This window comes from Pseudomonas subflava (assembly GCF_023823685.1).
In the GTDB taxonomy this organism is placed as follows: domain Bacteria; phylum Pseudomonadota; class Gammaproteobacteria; order Pseudomonadales; family Pseudomonadaceae; genus Aquipseudomonas; species Aquipseudomonas subflava.
The window spans coordinates 166,525-186,187 of sequence record NZ_JAMXBF010000014.1; the positions used below are offsets into that span (position 1 = coordinate 166,525).

Annotated in this window: 17 protein-coding genes and 1 pseudogene; 5 read left to right on the top strand and 13 right to left on the bottom strand. The window is 66.4% G+C overall.

Going from position 1 to position 19,663, the window contains the following annotated elements; genetic code table 11:
- Nucleotide 1 precedes the first annotated feature (1 nt).
- Nucleotides 2-706: a DUF1294 domain-containing protein gene (locus NF616_RS19445; RefSeq protein WP_252275381.1), complete on the top strand. Its 705-nt coding sequence runs from the start codon at nt 2-4 to the stop codon at nt 704-706.
- Here NF616_RS19445 and NF616_RS19450 read toward each other — a convergent pair.
- Entirely contained in the window at nt 703-1,050 is a 348-nt protein-coding gene (locus NF616_RS19450) for an MmcQ/YjbR family DNA-binding protein (RefSeq protein ID WP_252275482.1), read from the bottom strand. The genes NF616_RS19445 and NF616_RS19450 overlap by 4 nt on opposite strands.
- Before the next feature lie 53 nt (nt 1,051-1,103).
- Between NF616_RS19450 and NF616_RS19455 the strand changes: the two genes are divergently transcribed.
- Entirely contained in the window at nt 1,104-1,610 is a 507-nt protein-coding gene (locus NF616_RS19455) for a DUF1993 domain-containing protein (RefSeq protein WP_252275382.1), read from the top strand.
- 109 nt (nt 1,611-1,719) lie between these two features.
- On the opposite strand, the gene NF616_RS19460 is transcribed toward NF616_RS19455, so the two are convergent.
- Nucleotides 1,720-3,306 (bottom strand): ABC-F family ATPase, encoded by a 1,587-nt coding sequence (locus NF616_RS19460; protein ID WP_252275384.1) that lies wholly within the window; start codon nt 3,304-3,306, stop codon nt 1,720-1,722.
- Nucleotides 3,307-3,446: 140 nt separating this feature from the next.
- Here NF616_RS19460 and NF616_RS19465 point away from each other — a divergent pair, with 140 nt between their 5' ends.
- On the top strand, nt 3,447-3,884 hold the full coding sequence (locus tag NF616_RS19465; RefSeq protein ID WP_252275386.1) for a YqaA family protein: 438 nt from the start codon (nt 3,447-3,449) through the stop codon (nt 3,882-3,884).
- A gap of 6 nt (nt 3,885-3,890) precedes the next feature.
- Here the strand turns inward: NF616_RS19465 and NF616_RS19470 are convergent, their stop codons facing one another.
- Nucleotides 3,891-4,169 carry a peptidylprolyl isomerase gene (locus NF616_RS19470; protein WP_043307263.1) on the bottom strand — a complete coding sequence of 93 codons (279 nt, stop codon included), beginning with the start codon at nt 4,167-4,169 and terminating at the stop codon, nt 3,891-3,893.
- 169 nt (nt 4,170-4,338) lie between these two features.
- Here NF616_RS19470 and NF616_RS19475 point away from each other — a divergent pair, with 169 nt between their 5' ends.
- Nucleotides 4,339-5,544: a PilT/PilU family type 4a pilus ATPase gene (locus tag NF616_RS19475; protein WP_252275388.1), complete on the top strand. Its 1,206-nt coding sequence runs from the start codon at nt 4,339-4,341 to the stop codon at nt 5,542-5,544.
- 48 nt (nt 5,545-5,592) lie between these two features.
- Here NF616_RS19475 and NF616_RS19480 read toward each other — a convergent pair whose 3' ends face one another.
- A complete protein-coding gene (locus tag NF616_RS19480) occupies nt 5,593-6,483 on the bottom strand; it encodes an alpha/beta hydrolase family protein (protein WP_252275389.1) in 891 nt (296 codons plus the stop codon).
- Nucleotides 6,484-6,970: 487 nt separating this feature from the next.
- Between NF616_RS19480 and NF616_RS19485 the strand changes: the two genes are divergently transcribed.
- Nucleotides 6,971-7,756 (top strand): helix-turn-helix domain-containing protein, encoded by a 786-nt coding sequence (locus tag NF616_RS19485; protein WP_252275391.1) that lies wholly within the window; start codon nt 6,971-6,973, stop codon nt 7,754-7,756.
- On the opposite strand, the gene NF616_RS19490 is transcribed toward NF616_RS19485, so the two are convergent.
- The 9 genes and pseudogenes from NF616_RS19490 to NF616_RS19530 all read right to left on the bottom strand — a co-directional run bounded on the left by NF616_RS19490 (nt 7,753) and on the right by NF616_RS19530 (nt 19,661).
- Nucleotides 7,753-8,484, bottom strand: a complete 732-nt coding sequence (locus NF616_RS19490; protein ID WP_252275392.1) for an alpha/beta fold hydrolase — start codon at nt 8,482-8,484, stop codon at nt 7,753-7,755. The genes NF616_RS19485 and NF616_RS19490 overlap by 4 nt on opposite strands.
- A 178-nt stretch (nt 8,485-8,662) precedes the next feature.
- Nucleotides 8,663-10,618, bottom strand: coding sequence for an acetoacetate--CoA ligase (locus NF616_RS19495; protein WP_252275395.1), 1,956 nt, complete (start codon nt 10,616-10,618; stop codon nt 8,663-8,665).
- A 12-nt stretch (nt 10,619-10,630) separates the two neighbouring features.
- Entirely contained in the window at nt 10,631-11,977 is a 1,347-nt protein-coding gene (locus tag NF616_RS19500; protein ID WP_252275397.1) for a short-chain fatty acid transporter, read from the bottom strand.
- 33 nt (nt 11,978-12,010) lie between these two features.
- Complete coding sequence (locus NF616_RS19505; RefSeq protein ID WP_252275399.1) at nt 12,011-12,781, bottom strand: 3-hydroxybutyrate dehydrogenase; 771 nt, start codon at nt 12,779-12,781, stop codon at nt 12,011-12,013.
- Nucleotides 12,782-12,791: 10 nt separating this feature from the next.
- On the bottom strand, nt 12,792-14,183 hold the full coding sequence (locus tag NF616_RS19510; protein ID WP_252275401.1) for a GntP family permease: 1,392 nt from the start codon (nt 14,181-14,183) through the stop codon (nt 12,792-12,794).
- Nucleotides 14,184-14,399: 216 nt separating this feature from the next.
- A pseudogene (locus tag NF616_RS19515) lies at nt 14,400-15,843 on the bottom strand (sigma-54 interaction domain-containing protein); the annotation flags it as partial.
- Nucleotides 15,844-15,925: 82 nt separating this feature from the next.
- Entirely contained in the window at nt 15,926-16,828 is a 903-nt protein-coding gene (locus NF616_RS19520) for a hydroxymethylglutaryl-CoA lyase (RefSeq protein ID WP_252275404.1), read from the bottom strand.
- A 77-nt stretch (nt 16,829-16,905) separates the two neighbouring features.
- The gene (locus tag NF616_RS19525) at nt 16,906-18,864 is read right to left on the bottom strand and encodes an acetyl/propionyl/methylcrotonyl-CoA carboxylase subunit alpha (protein WP_252275406.1); all 1,959 of its coding nucleotides are present in this window, start codon (nt 18,862-18,864) and stop codon (nt 16,906-16,908) included.
- Nucleotides 18,861-19,661 (bottom strand): gamma-carboxygeranoyl-CoA hydratase, encoded by an 801-nt coding sequence (locus NF616_RS19530; RefSeq protein ID WP_252275408.1) that lies wholly within the window; start codon nt 19,659-19,661, stop codon nt 18,861-18,863. The genes NF616_RS19525 and NF616_RS19530 overlap by 4 nt, the downstream gene beginning before the upstream one ends.
- Nucleotides 19,662-19,663: the final 2 nt, after the last annotated feature.

Consider the following 19,663-nt stretch of genomic DNA (forward strand, 5'->3'; position numbering starts at 1 on the left):
CATGGAGAAGCGTGGCGTCCTGAAGAGCTGGAACGACGGCAAGGGGTTCGGCTTCATCCAGCCGGAGAGTGGCGGCGAGCCGCTGTTCGTGCATATCTCCGCTATGCGTGGCGATAGCCGGCCGCAGGTTGGCGACGCGGTGGTCTATGTCGCCGGTAGCGATGCCCAGGGTCGGCCGCGTGCCCAGCATATGCGCCACGCCGCGCTGAGCCTGGATCGACCGGCGATTCGCCGCAAGCCGACGGAGTCTGCCAAACCAGCCAGGGCTGCCGCTGCGAAGCGTGCCCGCCCGCCTCGCGGCGAGCGGCCGGTGCAGTCGAGCATTCAGCAACTGCCGCTCAAGCTGCTGGTGCTGGCGGCGCTGTGCGTGCTGCCGGTCTGGGGTGGTCTGGCGCTGCTGGAGCGAGGGCTAGTCTGGGTCCTGCTGGCTTATCCGCTGGTCAGCCTGTTCAGCTTCTGCCAGTACTGGCTGGACAAGCAGTCCGCGCAGAAGGGGCTCTGGCGCACGCCGGAAAACAGCCTGCACATCGCCGAGCTGCTCGGCGGCTGGCCCGGCGCCCTGGTGGCGCAGCAGGTGTTCCGCCACAAGACGCGCAAGGCGTCCTTCCAACTGGTGTTCTGGGCCATCGTCGCGCTGCACCAGGCCTTCTGGATCGACCAGCTGGCGCTGGGCGGCCGCTACCTCGGCCACCTGCTACCGCTCTAGTCGAGCAGCAAGCCCACCTGGCGGATCTTCGGCAGCCGGCGCACCACCAGCTGGTGGGAGCGCGCCAGCAGGTCGCGCAGCTCGGCGTCACCGAGGGGGAAGGGCGGTGCCATGCTGATCCAGTGCGCACGGGCCAGATACGGCGCGGGGCGGATGCCCGGCCGGTCGACGTAGCCGAGAAACAGCTCCGGCTCGACCTTGAACGCCAGCGCGTCGCCCATGAAATCGAGGATGGCGAACATTTTGTTGCCCGCTATTGAGAACACCCGGTTGCTGCCCCATTTTAGATCCTCGCGCGCACCCGGCAGCTGCAGGCAGTAAGCGGCGACCTGTTCCGCGTCCATCATGTCCAGCCTCCTGTCGCTGTGACGGCTAACCTAGCAAAGGAACCTTCCCCATGTCGCTGTCCCTCTACCAGGCCTCGGTGCCCGTATTCGTGCGCATGTTCGGCAACCTCTCGGCCATTCTCGACAAGGCCGTGGCCGATGCCGAGGCCAGAAAGATCGATCCTTCCGTATTGCTCAACGCACGTCTGGCGCCGGACATGCACCCGCTGACCCGTCAGGTGCAGATCGCCAGCGACGCGGCCAAGGGCTGCGCCGCGCGCCTGTCCGGTGTCGAGGTCCCCAGCTTCCCGGACACCGAAAGCAGCTTCGCCGAGCTGCAGGCGCGCATCGCCAAGACCCTGGACTTCCTCAAGAGCCTGAGCCCCGAGCAGATCGACAGCGGCGCGGGTCGCGAAGTCGTGATCAAGGTGCCGGGCAGCGAGCTGAAATTCAGCGGCGAGGACTACCTGCTGCATTTCGTGCTGCCGAACTTCTATTTCCACGTCACCACCGCCTACGCCATCCTGCGCCACAACGGCCTGGGCATCGGCAAGATGGACTACCTCGGGCGGCCCTGAGCCGGGGCGTCGCGGTAGTGCGCACGGCGCACCCTGCGATCGGCTCCGAATTGCGTCCATGAAAAAGCCCCGCACTGGCGGGGCTTCTTTTTGCTTCGCGAAACGGGCCTCAGACGATCACGCCCTGGCTGCGCAGGTAGTCGTCGTAGGTGCCGCTGAAGTCGGTCACGCCGTTCTCGGAGAGCTCGATGATTCGGGTGGCCAGGGAGCCGACGAACTCGCGGTCGTGGCTGACGAAGATCAGCGTGCCCGGGTAGTTCTCCAGCGCCAGGTTGAGCGCCTCGATGGATTCCATGTCGAGGTGGTTGGTCGGCTCGTCCATCACCAACACGTTGGGCTTCTGCAGGATCAGCTTGCCGAACAGCATGCGGCCCTGCTCACCACCGGAGATGACCTTGACCGACTTCTGGATCTCGTCGTTGCTGAACAGCATGCGGCCCAGAGTGCCGCGGATGGTCTGCTCGCCCTGGGTCCACTGGCCCATCCAGTCGAACAGGCTGACGTCGTCCTCGAAGTCATGGGCGTGGTCCTGGGCGTAGTAGCCGACCTCGGCGCTCTCGGTCCACTTCACCTCGCCGGCATCCGGCGCCATCTCGCCGACCAGAGTGCGCAGCAGGGTGGTCTTGCCGATGCCGTTGGGGCCGATGATGGCCACGCGCTCGCCGGCCTCGACCTGGAAGCTGAAGTTCTTGAACAGCACCTTGTCGTCGAAGGCCTTGGAGACTTTCTCCAGGGTCACGGCCTGGCGGTGCAGCTTCTTATTCTGGTCGAAGCGGATGAACGGGCTGACGCGGCTGGACGGCTTGACTTCGGCCAGCTGGATCTTGTCGATCTGCTTGGCGCGCGAAGTGGCCTGCTTGGCCTTGGAGGCGTTGGCCGAGAAGCGGCTGACGAAGGTCTGCAGCTCGGCGATCTGCGCCTTCTTCTTGGCATTGTCGGCCAGCAGCTGCTCGCGCGACTGGGTCGCGGCGGTCATGTACTCGTCGTAGTTGCCCGGGAACAGGCGCAGCTCGCCGTAGTCCAGGTCGGCCATGTGGGTGCAGACCGAGTTGAGGAAGTGACGGTCGTGGGAAATGATGATCATGGTGCTGTTACGCGCCGTGAGGATGTTTTCCAGCCAGCGGATGGTGTTGATGTCCAGGTGGTTGGTCGGCTCGTCCAGCAGCAGCACTTCCGGGTCGGAGAACAGCGCCTGGGCCAGCAGCACGCGCAGCTTCCAGCCCGGAGCCACTTCGCTCATCGGGCCGAAGTGCTGCTCCAGCGGGATGCCCAGGCCGAGCAGCAGCTCGCCGGCACGGGATTCGGCGGTGTAGCCGTCCATCTCGGCGAACTCGCCCTCCAGCTCGCCGACCTTCATGCCGTCTTCTTCGCTCATCTCCGGCAGCGAGTAGATGCGGTCGCGCTCGGCCTTGACCTTGTACAGCTCCTCGTGGCCCATGATCACGGTGTCGATCACGGTGAATTCTTCGTAGGCGAACTGGTCCTGGCGCAGCTTGCCCAGGCGCACGTTCGGCTCGAGCATCACCTGGCCGCCGGAAGGCTCCAGATCGCCGCCGAGGATCTTCATGAAGGTCGACTTGCCGCAACCGTTGGCGCCGATCAGGCCGTAGCGGTTGCCGTTGTTGAACTTGACGGAAACGTTCTCGAACAGCGGCTTGGCACCGAACTGCATGGTGATGTTGGCGGTGGAGATCACGGCAAAATCCTGTGGGCGAGGGCGCATGGCCCGAGAAAAAGGGGCGCATTGTAGAGTGATTGGCGCGGATTCGACAGGTTTGGCTGTCGGCCGGTCGGCGAACAGGCTATAACGCGGAGCGGTTTCTTCGGTGCTCGCGCGTGCTCGACCTCTCTCTCTACCTGGGCCTTTTCCTGTCGGCGTTCGGCGCCGCCAGTCTGCTGCCGCTGCAGTCGGAGGCGGTGCTGGTCGGGCTGTTGCTGGGCGGTGCGCAGCCAGTAGTCGTGCTACTCGTCGTGGCCAGCGTCGGCAATGTGCTCGGTTCGGTACTCAATGCGGCGATCGGCCGCGGCGTCGAACGCTTCCGCGAGCGACGCTGGTTTCCGGTCAGCGTGCAGCGCCTGGAGCAGGCCAAGGCGACCTACCGGCGCTACGGACGCTGGTCGCTGCTGCTGAGCTGGGTGCCGGTCATCGGTGATCCGCTGACGCTGGTGGCCGGTGTGATGCGCGAGCCATGGTGGAGCTTCCTGCTGCTGGTCGGCCTGGCCAAGATCGGCCGCTACCTGGCGCTGGCGGCCATTACCCTCGGTTGGGCCTGAACCCGGTCACTCGCGGTAGAAAACCTGGATCAGGTGATAGCCGAACTGGGTCTTCACCGGGCCGTGCACCTCGCGCAGCGCCTTCTTGAAGATCACCTGGTCCACCGCACGGACCATCTGCCCAGGGCGTACCTCGCCCAGATCGCCGCCTTTCTTGCCGGAGGGGCAGGTGGAGTGTTTCTTCGCCAGCACGTCGAAGGCTTCGCCGGCGGCGATGCGCTTCTTCAGGGCGGCTGCTTCCGCCTCGGTCTTCACCAGAATGTGGCGGGCCATGGCCTTGGGCATGATGCGGTCCTCATTTCGCGAGGGCGCTATTGTGCCAGCATTCGCTGCGCCATCAGAATGGCGCCATTTTTCAGCCTGCCTGGCCGGCGAAGCTGGCCTACCTTTTCAATCTGCCTAGGTGTTCGGGAGAGATAGGCGGATTCCACTCATCCAGACGGAAGCGTGCGCGATGGACCTCACCCAGATGCTGAAAATCCTGTCCAGCCAGGACGGGTCCGACCTCTATCTGTCCACCGGCGCGCCGCCCTGCGCCAAGTTCAACGGCGTGCTCAAGCCGCTCAGCCAGGAGCCGCTCAAACCGGGCGACGTGGCCGCCATCGCCGCCAGCGTGATGGACGCCGAGCAGCGCGCCGAGTTCGAAAAGGAGCTGGAGATGAACCTGGCCATCTCCGTGCCCGCCGTCGGTCGCTTCCGCATCAACATCTTCAAGCAGCGCAACGAGGTGTCCATCGTCGCGCGCAACATCAAGATGGAGATCCCCAAGTTCGAGGACCTCAAGCTGCCCGAGGTGCTGCTCAAGACGGTGATGGAGAAGCGCGGCCTGGTGCTGTTCGTCGGTGGCACCGGTTCGGGCAAGTCCACCTCGCTGGCAGCCCTGATCGACTACCGCAACCGCAACAGCGGCGGCCACATCATCACCATCGAGGACCCGGTGGAGTACGTGCACCGGCACAAGAAGTCGATCATCAACCAACGCGAGGTCGGCGTGGACACCCGCAGCTTCCACGCCGCGCTGAAGAACACCCTGCGCCAGGCGCCGGACGTGATCCTGATCGGCGAGATCCGCGACCGCGAGACCATGGAGCACGCCCTGGCCTTCGCCGACACCGGCCACCTGGCCATCTCCACGCTGCACGCCAACAACGCCAACCAGGCGCTGGACCGCATCATCAACTTCTTCCCTGAAGACCGCCGCCCGCAGTTGCTCAACGACCTGGGCAACAACCTGCGCGCCTTCATCTCTCAGCGCCTGGTCAAGACCACCGACGGCAAGCGCCGCGCCGCCGTGGAGGTGATGCTCGGCACGCCGACCGTGCGCGACCTGATCAAGCGCAACGAATTCTCCGAGCTGAAGGAGATTATGGAGAAGTCGAAGAACCTCGGCATGCAGACCTTCGACCAGGCGCTGATCGACCTGGTCAACGAAGGCGCCATCGAGGAGGAGGAGGCGCTGAAGAACGCCGACTCGGCCAACAACGTGCGTCTCAAGCTCAAGCTGTACAAGGACAACCCGGCCGCGCCCCAGGCCGCCGCACCGGCGCCTACCCCCGAGGCGGCGCCCGCCGCGGCCCCGGCCAACTGGGCGATGGAGCTCAAACTGGAAGACATCGAGGAAGAAACGCCGCCGGAAGACCCGGGGCGCCCGGGCATCTGACACGGACGCGACTTAAAGAAGGGCGGGCGGCCGCCCTTCGTTTGCCGGTCAGTACGGGCAGTTCTGCCGATAGTCGGAGATGGCGAAGTCGCCCTCGTGATTCGGACCGCAGAGGAACTGGCTGTAGCGGTTGTCGAAGTCGATGAATCGCTTCATCCAGGCGATGCCGTACAGGCCCAGCAGATCCTCGTTGGGATAGCCGGAGTTGGCGCAGAAGTGCGAGCCGCCGTAGATCTCCAGGAAGGCCTTGGGCGTGGAGCCAGGGATCCGGTTATAGAACGGCGAGGCGTGTACCGACACCGGGGCCACGGTGTCCGCGCTGCAAGCGAGGATGAGCGCCGGGGTCTTGATGGTGTTGAAACTGTTGCTGCCGGAGTACCAGGGAGCCTGGGGAATGATCGCATTGAGCGAACGCTGGGTGGACAGCTTGAGCGAGCCGCCGCCGCCCATGGACCAGCCGATGGCGCCCAGGCGGGTGCTGTCGATCTTGTTGTAGATCGGGCTACTGCTGGTGTTGCTCTGGGCGATCAGGTAGTCCAAGGCCTTGCTCAACTGAGTGGCGCGGCTATCCGGCTGGTCGTAGATGGTGCTGGTGTTCATGGTCATCACCACGAAGCCATGGGAGGCCAGACGCGGTCCCCACCATTCGATGCTGCTCTCGTAGGACAGATAGCCCGGGATGACGGCGATGGCGCCCATCCTGCCGGTGGTATTGGTCGGGTAGTACACCGTGCTGTCGCCGAATCCCTTGAGAAAGCCCGATACCGAGAAGCGCGCGGTAGTGAACGGTCCTCGGTCGCTCTTCAGCGAGGCTTCGGTGGGGTTGGGGCCGCGAGTGCAGTTGCTGCAGGGGGCGGAGGGGCCGGGCGCCGATAACACATGTGAACTGACCAGCAGTGAAGCGACAAACAGAGCAGCTGTAGCAAGGGATGCCTTCATAAGGTTGCCTCGTCGTTATTGTTCTCAGAAAGTCCTGCAGCTCGCCAGGGACAAGCGAACTGCGCTGAAAACTAGCAAGGGCCCCACCGACCAACAATTGCTACCCAGGCTCAGTTCATACAAGAAACTCCCCGAGTCGCAAGATACTTCCGAAGACTGATACGCGTATGGCTGTAGTGCATTCGTCGGCTGTTTGTTTCGAATCGTTTACGTCCTGCCTCAATCGTTTCCGTCGGTATCGCCGGGGTGTCATGGCTGCTTCTGGAAGAGCCTGTTTCAGCGGCTTATAGCGGACCCTTCCGATGGTCGCCGTGCTCGTTAATGCCTAAGTTCGACTCGGGTATGAGTTTGCAGTCGGCGCGTTGACATCAACTTCCCGAGCCAAGTAGTTGTTGAGGCTCGAGCTGTTTTCTGATGTCGAACGCATATCGGAATGGCCATGCCTAACAGACTGTGCCCAAATACTTGTCCGCCGGCGCTGATATATGTGTCCAGTCGGCGTTATATCTACCTCGGCCAGACCCAGCTGCCCATTCGGGATCTGCATTCGGCGGCGGCCTCGCTGGTGGTATGCCTGCAGGGCTCGGTGAGCTTCCGTGCGGCTGGTGCGCGGCGCTGGGTGTCGACGCGGAGCCTGCTGATACCGGCCGGCAGCCGCATCTGCATCGATAACCAGGGCGCCGTCTTCGCCGCCTGCTACCTGGACGCAGCCAGGGGCGATTGCTCCGTGCTGCGCCGCAGGATGAACGCGATGAGCGATGGCATCTGCCACGATATTTCCGACGAGAGCCTGTTGATCGCAGAGCTGATCCGCCTGCGTGGCGATGCCCCGGACTTCGCCGAGGCTCAGCGGCGCATGCAAGCCCTGATCCTACAGGGCGCAACGGATGCCGGCAGCGACCCGCGGATCGCCCACGTGATCGAAAGACTGCGTGATACCGCCTCGCTGAACATCCCGGTCGGGGCACTGGCCGAGGAGGTTGGCCTGTCCGAGTCAGGCCTGATCCGCCTGTTCGGCCTGCAGGTGGGCGTGCCGCTGCGCCGACACCGGCTGTGGTACCGGCTGATCGACTTTCTACTGCTAGTGCTGAAGGGCATGCCGACGCCCTTGGCCATCCGTCGCTCCGGCTTCACCGATGCAGCCCATTTGTCGCGCTGCTACAGCGGCTTTTTCGGCGTGAACCTTTCCTACGCGTTTTCGAAGAACACGCATGTGCGCTACATCGCCGCTCCGTCGGCCGCCAGCGCCTTGGCGGTGGGCCGCCCCGGCTAGGCCTGCAGGCCGGCGCGCCGAGCGGTTGCGCGAATAGCGTCCACCACGCACTGCGGCTCGGTGAACTGCGGAAAATGGCCGCTTCCGGCAGCGATGATCTGCTCTCCGAGCGGTGACAATCCGGCCAGTTCCCTTTGATGCTTGGCCCTCGCCGCCAGCGCCTGCTGCGCCGTGGCCCAGCGCATCGCCGGCTTGCCGCCGCTGACGACGGTCAGCGGAATGGGCGGAAAGGGTGGCGCCGACTCGAGTTCGACGACGGTGGCCGCAGCCTGCTCGGTTTCGGCGTTCGGGTTGGCTGGCGCGAGCCGGCGCAGCGCGCCTTGCAGCAGGCGCTGCAGTCCGGTCGCGTGGGTTTTCAGGACGGCCACATCTCGCGGCGCCGTCGCTTCGACCATCACCACCGCCGCTACCTCGTTCGGATGCAGGCGGGCAAACAGGTTGACGATCAGCCCGCCGAAGGAGTGACCGACCAGCACATAGGGTGGCTCGACGCCGGCGGCCTGCAGCGCACCTCGGAGGCTGCGTACCAGGTGCGTGCCGCGCTGCGGATAGGAGGGCTCGGTGCTGCCGCCGATTCCCGCCCTGTTGTAGGCGAACACCCTGGCGAAACCCGCAAGTGGCGCGAATACCTTGTGCCAGCCCTCGATCGGGCCTCCGGAGCCATTGACCAGCACCACCGTGAATGCGCCAGCCCCGGCGCTCAGGTATTCCAGTGTCTCGTCCAGCACCAGTGCGGTTCTTTTCGGTGGAAATCGGTACATGGCGCAGCCCCTCATCCGTGATCAGCGGGATTGTCCGAGTGCGGGCCGTTTGGGCTCAAGCCGAGGATCGTGGCAGGAGATTACCGCGTCTGTTTCCATTCGTACCGGCGGCGAAGCGGGGCGCCGCCGGTGGTTAGAGTGCCTGTCAGCTCTGCAGGTCCGGCAGGTCGCGGAACAGCTCCAGCGCCTGTGGATTGGCCAGGGCGTCGGTGTTCTTCACCGGCTTGCCATGCACCACGTTGCGCACGGCCAGTTCGACGATCTTGCCGCTGATGGTACGTGGGATGTCGGCCACGGCGATGACCTTGGCTGGCACATGGCGCGGCGTGGTGTTGGCGCGGATCACCTGGCAGATGCGCTGCTTGAGCTCGTCGCTCAGTGCTACGCCGTCGCGCAGGCGGACGAACAGCACCACGCGCACGTCGCCGTCCCAGTCCTGGCCGATGGCGATGGACTCCAGCACTTCCTCGATCTTTTCCACCTGGCGGTAGATCTCGGCGGTACCGATGCGCACGCCGCCGGGATTGAGCACGGCATCCGAGCGGCCGTGGATGACCAAGCCGCCGTGCGCGGTTTCCTCGGCGTAATCGCCGTGGGCCCAGACGCCGGGGAAGGTGTCGAAGTAGGCGCTGCGGAATTTCTCGCCATCGGCATCGTTCCAGAAGCCCACTGGCATGGAGGTGAAGTGCCGGGCGCAGACCAGCTCGCCCTTCTCGCCGATCACCGGTTTGCCATCGTCGTTCCAGACCTGCACGTCCATGCCCAGGCCCTTGCACTGCAACTCGCCGCGGCGCACCGGCAGCACCGGGTTGCCGAGGGCGAAGCAGGAGACGATGTCGGTGCCGCCGGAGATGGAGGACAGGCAGACATCGGCCTTGATGTCGCGGTAGACGTATTCGAAGCTCTCGTGGGCCAGCGGCGAGCCGGTCGAGAGGATGGCCTTCAGGCGGCTCAGCTTGTGCGTTTCGCGCGGCTTGGCGCCGGCCTTCTCGAGGGCGGCGATGAACTTGGCGCTGGTCCCGAAGATGCTGATGTTCTCGGCGTCGATCAGGTCGATCAGGCGCTCGGCGCCCGGGTGGAAGGGCGAGCCGTCGAACAGCATCAGGGTGGCGCCGAGGGCCAGGCCTGAGACCAGCCAGTTCCACATCATCCAGCCGCAGGTGGTGTAGTAGAACAGGGTGTCGTCGGCATGCAGGTCGGTGTGCAGGCCGAGTTCCTTGACGTGCTGCAGCAGGGTGCCGCCGGCGCCATGGACGATGCACTTGGGCACGCCAGTGGTGCCGCTGGAATAGAGGATGTACAGCGGCTGCTCGAAGGCGACCTGAGTGAACTGCGGCTCGCCGCCGGCCTGGTAGAAGTCGCCCCACAGCGCCACAGGGGCAGCCGTCTCGAAGTCGTCCGGCTGGGCGTTAGGGTTGGAGTAGGGCACTACCACCAGTTGCTGCAGGGTGGGCAGGCGCTCGAGGATCTCGTTGAGCTTGCCGGTCAGGTCGAGGTTCTTGCCGGCGTAGCGGTAGCCGGCCGCGGCGATCAGCACCTTGGGCTCGATCTGGCCGAAACGGTCGATCACGCCCTGGGTGCCGAAGTCCGGCGAGCAGCTCGACCAGGTGGCGCCGAGGCTGGCGGTGGCGAGCATGCCGACCAGGGTCTGCCAGGTATTGGGCATGAAGGCGGCGACTCGATCGCCAACGCCGACTCCGGCCGCCTGCAGGCTGCGTTGCAGGCCGGCGACATGGGCGGCCAGTTCGGCGTAGCTGAGCTGTTCACGCGAGCCGTCCTCGCCGATGGCGACCAGCGCCGGATGGTTGTCGCGACGACGCAGCAGATGTTCGGCGAAGTTCAGGGTGGCGCCGGGGAACCAGTCGGCACTGGGCATGGCGGCGCCTTCGCGCAGTACCGCCTCGGGTTGGGCGGTGAAGCGCACCTCGAAGAAGTCGACGATGGCCTGCCAGAAGGCTTCGCGCTCATCCACGCTCCAGGCATGCAGCGCCGGGTAGTCGGCCAGTTGCAGGCCGTGGCGCTGGTTGACGAAGCGGCGGAAGGCATCCATGCGGGTGGCGGCGATGCGTTCGGCGGAGGGGGTCCAGAGGGGAGCGTTCATCGATACATCCAATCAGGCGAGAAAGTAGAAGCAGCCGGAGATCACCAGGCCGGAGTAGAGCAGTGCGATCAGGCAGTAGCCCATGATGTCGCGGGCGCCGAGGCCGACGATGCCGAGCAGCGGCAGCGCCCAGAACGGCTGGATCATGTTGGTCCAGGCATCGCCCCAGGCGATGGCCATGGCGGTGACGGCCGGATCGACGCCGAGGGCTTGGCCGGCCGGCAGCATGATCGGCCCCTGCACGGCCCATTGGCCGCCGCCGGACGGCACGAACACGTTGACCACACCGGCGCTGAGGAAGGCCAGCAGCGGGAAGCTGTTGGCCGAGGAGCCCTCGATGAACAGCTGGCTGATCTGCCCGGCCAGCGACACGCCGTCGGCGTTGGTGCCGGTCATCATACCCATGATGCCGGCGTAGAACGGGAACAGCAGGACGATGCCGCCGATGCCGCGCACGCTGATGTCCACGGCGCGCATGTAGCGTTCCGGCGAGCCGTGCAGCAGCAGGCCGAGGAACAGGAAGATGCCGATCACCGTGTTGAGGTCGAGGGCGAAGCCCTTGGCCATGAAGTGGCCGACGTAATAGAGCGCGGCGATGGCCACCAGCGCCAGGCCCAGCAGGCGGCTGTCGTCCAGACGCTGGGCCGGCGTTTCGCGCGGCGGCGCCTCGGCCTGGGCTTCGGCCAGCAGATCGGGGTCGGCGACCTTGCTCAGCGACGGGGCCGGGTGCATGGCGCGGTTGAGCAGCGGCAGGCCGATCACCAGCAGGGCGATGATGGTCAGGTTGAGCGGGGTGAACAGGGTCAGTGCCACGCCGATCGGCGCTTCGATCACGCCGCCGCTGACCTTGGCCACGTCGGCGCCACCGCCGGCCAGCGCCAGCGGGATGGAGCCGGACAGGCCGCCGTGCCAGACGAGGAAGCCAGAATAGGCCGAGGCGACCAGCAGCGGGTAATCGACGCCCTTGACCTGGCGCGCCAGGGCGCGGGCCATGACGGCGCCGATCACCAGGCCGAAGCCCCAGTTGATCCAACTGCCGAGCAGCGCGATCAAAGTGATCATCAGAATCGCCTGGGTCGGGCTGCGCGGGATCGCCGCCAGCCGGTCGAGCAGGCGGCGCAGGGGCGGGGCGCTGGCCAGCGCGTGGCCGGTGACGAAGACCAGCGCCATCTGCATGGCGAAGGCCAGCAGCGCCCAGAAGCCGGTGTGCCAGTGGCGCACCATGGTCGGCAGGCCCTGCTGGGTGCTGAACATGGCCAGCAGCAGGACGAACAGGGTGAGCAGCGCGGAGAACACGAAGGGCGACGGCAGGTAGCGCTGGACCAGCTGCACGCTCCAGTGGGTGATGCGAGCAAACATGAGCAAACCTCTTTTGTTGTTGTTCAATGAGGTCTAGCGGGCCAGCCAGCCGCCGTCCATGTTCCAGGCGGCGCCACGCACCTGGATGGCGGCGTCGCTGCAGAGAAACAGGGCCAGTTCGCCGAGCTGTTCGGGGGTGACGAATTCCAGCGACGGCTGCTTCTCGGCCAGCAGGTCGTGGCGCGCCTGGTCGAGGCCGCCGGCCGCGGCGGCGCGGTCGTCGATCTGCTTCTGTACCAGTGGTGTCAGCACCCAGCCAGGGCAGATGGCGTTGCAGGTGACGCCCGTGGTGGCGGTTTCCAGCGCCACGCTCTTGGTCAGGCCGACCAGGCCGTGCTTGGCCGCCACGTAGGCGCTCTTGCCGGCCGAGGCCGCCAGGCCGTGGGCCGAGGCGATATTGATGATCCGCCCCCAGTCGCGCTGGCGCATGCCCGGCAGCGCCAGGCGCGTGGTGTGGAAGGTGGAGCTGAGGTTGATGGCGATGATCGCGTCCCAGCGCTCGACCGGGAATTCCTCCACCGGCGCCACGTGCTGGATGCCGGCGTTGTTGACCAGGATGTCGATGCCGCCGAACTCGGCCTTGGTGGCGTGGATCAGCGCCTCGATCTCCTCCGGCTTGCTCATGTCCGCCGGATGGTGAGCGACCTTGCCGCCGTGGGCGCGTACCGCCGCCAGCGCGGCCGCGCTGTCGCCGAAGCCGTTGAGCATCAGGTTGGCGCCGGCCTCGGCCAGCTTGAGGGCGATGCCCAGACCGATGCCGCTGGTGGAGCCGGTGACCAGGGCGGTCTTGCCTTGCAGGTTCATAACAGTCTCCTCAGACGATGCCGGTGGCGTAGAACACGCCGATCACGAAGAACACCGCCAGGGTCTTGATCAGGGTGATGCCGAAGATGTCCTTGTAGGCCTCGCGGTGGGTCAGGCCGGTGACTGCCAGCAGGGTGATCACCGCACCGTTGTGCGGCAGGGTGTCCATGCCGCCGGAGGCCATCGAGGCCACGCGGTGCAGCACTTCCAGCGGGATGTTGGCGGCGTTGGCGGCGGCGATGAAGGTGTCGGACATGGCCGCCAGGGCGATGCTCATGCCGCCCGAGGCCGAGCCGGTGATGCCGGCCAGTAGGGTGACGGTGACCGCCTCGTTGACCAGCGGGTTGGGGATGTTCTTCAGCGCATCGGCCAGCACCAGGAAGCCGGGCAGCGAGGCGATCACCGCGCCGAAGCCGTATTCCGAGGCGGTGTTCATCGACGCCAGCAGCGCGCCGCCGACGGCGGTCTTGGTGCCTTCGGCCAGCTTGGCCTTGATCGCACGGAAGCCGCACACCAGCACGAACAGGATGCCCAGCAGCAAGGCCGCCTGCACCGCCCAGATGCCGGTCAGCTTGGCCACCTCGCTGGTCACCGGCTGCGCCATGCCGGCCAGTTGCAGGCTGTGGGTCTTGCCGTAGAGCGCGGGAATCCAGTGGGTGAACAGCAGGTTGGCCACACCCACCAGTACCAGCGGTGACAGCGCCAGCCAGGGGTTGGGCAGGGCGATGTCCTCGGCGGTTTCCGGCTCGTTGCGCAGCTCGGTGCCGTAGCCCTCGCCATTGCGCTTGGCCTTCGTCAGCTGGCGGCGCAGATAGAGCATGCCGATGCTGAACACGAACAGGGTGCCGATCACGCCCAGCCACGGCGCCGCCCAGGAGGTAGTGCCGAAGAAGGTGGTGGGGATGATGTTCTGAATCTGCGGGGTGCCGGGCAGGGCGTCCATGGTGAAGCTGAACGCGCCGAGGGCGATGGTGGCCGGGATCAGACGCTTGGGGATGTCGCTCTGGCGGAACATCTCGGCGGCGAACGGGTACACGGCGAACACCACCACGAACAGCGACACGCCGCCGTAAGTGAGCAGGGCGCACACCAGCACGATCACCAGCATGGCCTGGCCGGTGCCGAGCAGGCGGATGGCGGCGGCGACGATGGAGCGCGAGAAGCCGGACAGCTCGATCAGCTTGCCGAACACGGCGCCGAGCAGGAACACCGGGAAATACAGCTTGATGAAGCCGACCATCTTCTCCATGAACACGCCGGTGAAGGCGGGCGCCACGGCGGAAGGATCGGTGAGCAGTACGGCGCCGAGGGCGGCGATGGGGGCGAAGAGAATGACGCTGTAGCCGCGGTAGGCGGCGAGCATCAGCAAGGCGAGTGCCGCGAGGGCGATGATCACGCTCATGGAGCTATCTCCTGGCGCCACGTCGAGGCGCGGCATTCATTGTTGTTGTCGGCGACCGGAGAGGGCGCGTGGCAGGAGATAGCGACTTCCGTGCCAGATGGCTAACTAGTTGAAATGAAAGGCTTATTTCGTTTGGTTGGTGTGTGGTTCAGTCGCGTTTGTCTCCATATGGAAACATGCTTGGAGCGGAGGCCGGAAATACGCGGGTCGGACTTCAGTCTCTATTTGGAGATACGTCTCCATTTCAGGACGCCAGTCCCAGTGCGAGCATCTTCTTGTACAGGGTCGAGCGGCCCAGCCCCAGGCGTTTGGCGGCCTCCGGCACGTTGCCGGCGTGCTCGGCCAGGGCCTGGCGGATCAGCTCGCGTTCGTACGCCTCGCGGGCGGCGTAGAAATCGGTGGCGAGCGGTGCGCCGGGTTCGACGGCGTTCGGGCGTGGCGCAGGCGGCGGTACGACACGGCCGATCGCCGCGCGCAGCGCATCTGCGCTCAGCCGCGGCTCGTCGCCGAGCAGGGCGGCACGCTCCAGCACGTTGCGCAGTTCGCGGATATTGCCCGGCCAGGCGTGGCTGGCGAGCAGGGTTTGAGCTTCGGCGTCCAGCTCATGGTGGCCGGGCAACTCATCAAGGATCGCCTCGCACAGCGCCGGTAGATCGTCCAGGCGCTCTCGCAGCGGCGGCAGCTGGATCGGCAGCACGTTGAGGCGGTAGTACAGGTCGGCGCGGAAACGCCCTTCTTGCACCGCAGCTTCCAGATCCAGCGAGGTGGCAGCGATCAGGCGCACGTCGCTGCGGCGCACCTCGTTGGAGCCGACCGGCTCGAACTCCTTCTCCTGCAGTACGCGCAGCAGCTTGCTCTGCAGGGCCAGCGGCATGTCGCCGATCTCGTCGAGGAACAGGGTACCGCCCTGGGCGATTTGCAGTTTGCCGGGGCGGCCCTTGCGGTCCGCGCCGGTGAAGGCCCCGGGCGCGGTGCCGAAGAACTCGGCCTCCAGCAATGTCTCCGGAATCGCCGCGCAGTTGACGCTGACGAAGGGCTTGTGTGCCCGCGGCGAGGCGCTGTGGATGGCGTGGGCCAGCAGCTCCTTGCCGGTACCTGTCTCGCCGAGCAGCAGCACCGGCGACTCGCTAGCCGCGCCACGCCGGGCACGGCGCTTGACCTCCAGGCTGGCGGCGCTGGTGCCGATGAAGTGGGCGAAACTGTACTTGGCCTGGCGCGCCTGCAGCAGCGAGCGGGTCGAGGCCAGCTCTTCCTGGATCTGCATGAAGCGGGTCACCAGCGGCGCCAGGTTGCGCAACTGGTCGAACAGGGCGAAGCCGATGGCGCCGATCACCGCGCCGGCATCGTCGTGCACCGGCAGGCGCATCACTACCAGCGGGCCGCCAGGGGTGTCGAGCATGTCCAGCAGGATCGGTTCGCCAGTCTCCACCACCTGGCGCAGCAGGCTGGCGGGGATGACCTTTTCCACCTCCTGGCCGACGGCCTGGCTGGCGTCGTCCAGGCCATAGCGGCGGGCGTAACGCTCGTTCATCCAGACGATGCGCGCGTCCTTGTCGACGATCACCGTGCCCTCGCTGGACTGCTCGACGATCTCGAACAGCGAGCGGATCGCCAGCAGGCGCACATGCTGGTAGTCGCGCAGGGTGGAGGCGTCTTTCATCGGCAGTCTCGCTAGGGGGAAGAGGCCGAGCTTAGCGGGGCTCGGCCATCGGGCAATCTGACCTTGGTCGCAGCGACGGCGTTCAGCGGGCGGCCAGACGGGCGCGGGCGACGCGCGAGCCGTTTGGCTTGTCGAGCACCTGGCAGATGCGCGCGCCGGCGTCGATCAGCTTGTCCATGTCGATGCCAGTATGGATGCCCAGGCCCTGCAGCAGGTACAGCACGTCCTCGGTGGCGACGTTGCCGGTGGCGCCCTTGGCGTAGGGGCAGCCGCCCAGGCCGGCGACCGAGCTGTCGAACACGGCGATGCCTTCCTGCAGGCTGGCGTAGATATTGGCCAGGGCCTGGCCGTAGGTGTCGTGGAAGTGCCCGGCCAGTTTGTCGCGCGGGATGTCGCGGCCGAGCACTTCGAACATGTGGCGGGTCTTGCCGGCGGTGCCGGTGCCGATGGTGTCGCCCAGCGAGACTTCGTAGCAGCCCATGGCGAACAGCTCGCGGGCCACGGCCGAGACCTGCTCGGGCGCGACTTCGCCCTCGTAGGGGCAGCCGAGCACGCAGGAGACATAGCCGCGCACGGTGATGCCGTGGGCCTTGGCCGCTTCCATCACCGGGATGAAGCGCTCCAGGCTCTCGGCGATGGAGCAGTTGATGTTCTTCTGCGAGAAGGCCTCCGAGGCGGCGGCGAATACCGCTACTTCCTTGACTCCGGCCTCGACAGCGGCCTCGAAGCCCTTGAGATTGGGGGTGAGGGCACCGTAGACCACGCCAGGTTTCTGCTGAATACCGGCGAAGACTTCGGCGCTGCCAGCCATCTGCGGCACCCACTTGGGCGAGACGAAGCTGCCCACCTCGATGTAGCCCAGGCCGGCGGCGCTCAGGTCGTCGGTCAGGCGCACCTTGTCGGCCACGCTGATCGGTTGTTTCTCGTTCTGCAGGCCGTCGCGCGGGCCGACTTCGACCAGGCGGACATGTTGCGGCAGGTTCATGCATGTTCTCCGTAGGGTGCGCCGTGCGCACCGTGCTGTTCGGTGGTGCGCACGGCGCACCCTACGCGATATCCATCCTACGCGGTGAGCGCTTCCTCCAGCTCCACCAGTGCGGCACCTTCGCCGACCATATCGCCTTCGCCACAGTACAGCGCCTTGACCGTGCCGGCCTGGGGCGCGCGGATGCTGTGCTCCATCTTCATGGCCTCCAGCACCACCAGGGCCTGGCCGGCTTCCACGGTCTGGCCGGCTTCGACCAGCACGCGGACGATACTGCCGTTCATCGGGGCTGTCAGCCCGCCGTGCTGGGCGTGGCTGGCTTCGGCCTCGGCGATCGGGTCGACGCGACGTACCTCGTGCAAGCGGCCCTGCCATTCCAGATAGAGCGCATCGCCACGGCGGATCGCCCGGTGCGCGCGGCGCAGGCCGTCCTGCTCGAGCCACAGCTGTTCGCCGAGCAGGCGCGATTGCGCCGGGCCGCGCAGGTGCACGGTATGGCGTTGCTCGCCGCTGCGCAGATGCACATCGGTTTCCGCGCCCAGGCCGGAGCGCCAGCCGCTGCTGGTAGCCCAGGGCGAGTGATAGTCCTCGTGGCTACGGCGCGGCGCCTCGCTCTGCAGCCACGCCTCGGCGGACAGCTGCCAGAACTCGGTCGGTAGCTCGGCCACGGCCGGCAGCAGTTGTTCCTGGTGCCGGGCGATAAAGCCGGTGTCCAGCTCCGCGTTGGCGAAGGCCGGATGGGCCAGCACGCGGCGCAGGAAGGGCAGGTTGCTGGCGAAGCCGCCGACCACCGTTTCTTCGAGCATGGCCAGTAGGCGCTGGCGAGCCTGCTCGCGGTCCTCGCCCCAGGCGACCAGCTTGGCCAGCATGGGGTCGTAGAACGGCGATACGGTATCGCCCTCGGCCACGCCGCTGTCCACGCGGCGGCCTTCGCCGGCGGCCGGCTCGCGATACAGCTTCAGGTCACCGGACGCGGGCAGGAAGTCGTGGTCGGTGTCCTCGGCGTACAAGCGCACCTCGATGGCATGGCCCATCAGCGGCACCTGTTCCTGGGTGATCGGCAGCGCCTCGCCACGGGCCACGCGAATCTGCCAGGCCACCAGGTCGAGGCCGGTGATGGCCTCGGTGACCGGGTGCTCCACCTGCAGGCGGGTGTTCATTTCCATAAAGAAGAACTGGCCGCGAGCATCCAGCAGGAATTCCACGGTGCCGGCGCCGACATAGCCGATGGCCTGAGCGGCCTTGACTGCCGCTTCGCCCATGGCGCGGCGCAGTTCGGGCGTCAGGCCCGGGGCCGGAGCTTCCTCGACCACCTTCTGGTGACGGCGCTGGATCGAGCAGTCGCGTTCGTTGAGGTACAGGCAGTTGCCGTGGCTGTCGGCGAATACCTGGATCTCCACGTGGCGTGGCTGCAGCACGTATTTCTCCACCAGCATGCGCGAGTCGCCGAAGGCGGACTGGGCCTCGCGCTGGGCGGATTCCAGGGTCTCGGCCAGCTCGGCTTCGCGCTCGACTACCTTCATGCCCTTGCCACCGCCACCGGCGGCAGCCTTGAGCAGCACCGGGTAGCCGATGCGTTCGGCGGCGACGCGGAAGGTTTCCACGTCCTGGGCTTCGCCGTGGTAGCCAGGCACCAGCGGCACGCCGGCATCGTCCATCAGCGCCTTGGCCGCGGATTTGCTGCCCATGGCGTCGATGGCGGACGCGGGTGGGCCGAGGAACACCAGGCCGGCGGCCTCGATGGCGCGGGCGAAGCCGGCGTTCTCGGAGAGGAAGCCGTAGCCCGGGTGGATGGCCTGGGCACCGCTGGCCTTGGCCGCGGCGATGATCTTGTCGATCAGCAGGTAGCTGTCGGCCGGCTTGGCGCCGCCGAGGTTCACCGCCATATCGGCCTCGCGAACATGGCGGGCGTTGGCGTCGATGGCGCTGTGCACGGCCACCGTCTTCAGGCCCTGGGCCTTGGCGGTGCGCATCACTCGGCAGGCGATCTCGCCGCGGTTGGCGACCAGCAGGGTGTCGATGTGCTTGTGGCTCATGCTTGCGGCTCCTGCCAGGCGGGCGTGCGTTTTTCCAGGAAGGCATTGAGCCCCTCCTGGCCTTCCGGGCTGACGCGGATGCGGGCGATGGCGTTCTCGGTGTAGCGGCGCAGGGCCGGGTTGAGCACACCGCTGGCCACTTCGCGCAACAAGTCCTTGCTGGCCTGCATGGCCTGCGGGCTATTGAGCAGCAGATTGTTCACCCAGCCTTCGACCTGGGCGTCCAGTTCGGCGGCTGGGTAGGCCTCGGCCAGCAGGCCCAGCTCGCGGGCGCGGTTGCCGGAGAAACGTTCGGCGGTCAGCGCATAGCGGCGCGCGGCGCGCTCGCCGAGGGCCTGGACCACGAAGGGGCTGATCACCGCCGGCGCCAGGCCGATGCGCACCTCGGACAGGCTGAACAGCGCGTCGTCCGCGCCGATGGCCATATCGCAGCAGCTGACCAGGCCCACCGCACCGCCGAAGGCCGCGCCCTGAACCACGGCCAGGGTTGGAATCTTCAGGCCATTGAGGTTGTACATCAGCTCGGCCAGCTCGCGGGCATCATTCAGGTTGGCGTTGTAGTCGAGCTTGGCCGAGGCCTGCATCCAGGCCAGGTCGGCGCCGGCGGAGAAATGCTTGCCACGGCCGCGCAGCAGCAGGAAGCGCAGGCTCTTGTCGGCGGCGATCGTGTCGATGGCGAGGATCAGCTCGCGGATCATCTCGGCGTTGAAGGCGTTGTTCTTTTCCGGGCGGTTCAGCCACAGGGTGGCGAAGCCGCGCGGGTCTTTTTCCAGCTGTACGGTAGTGAAGTCGGTCATGG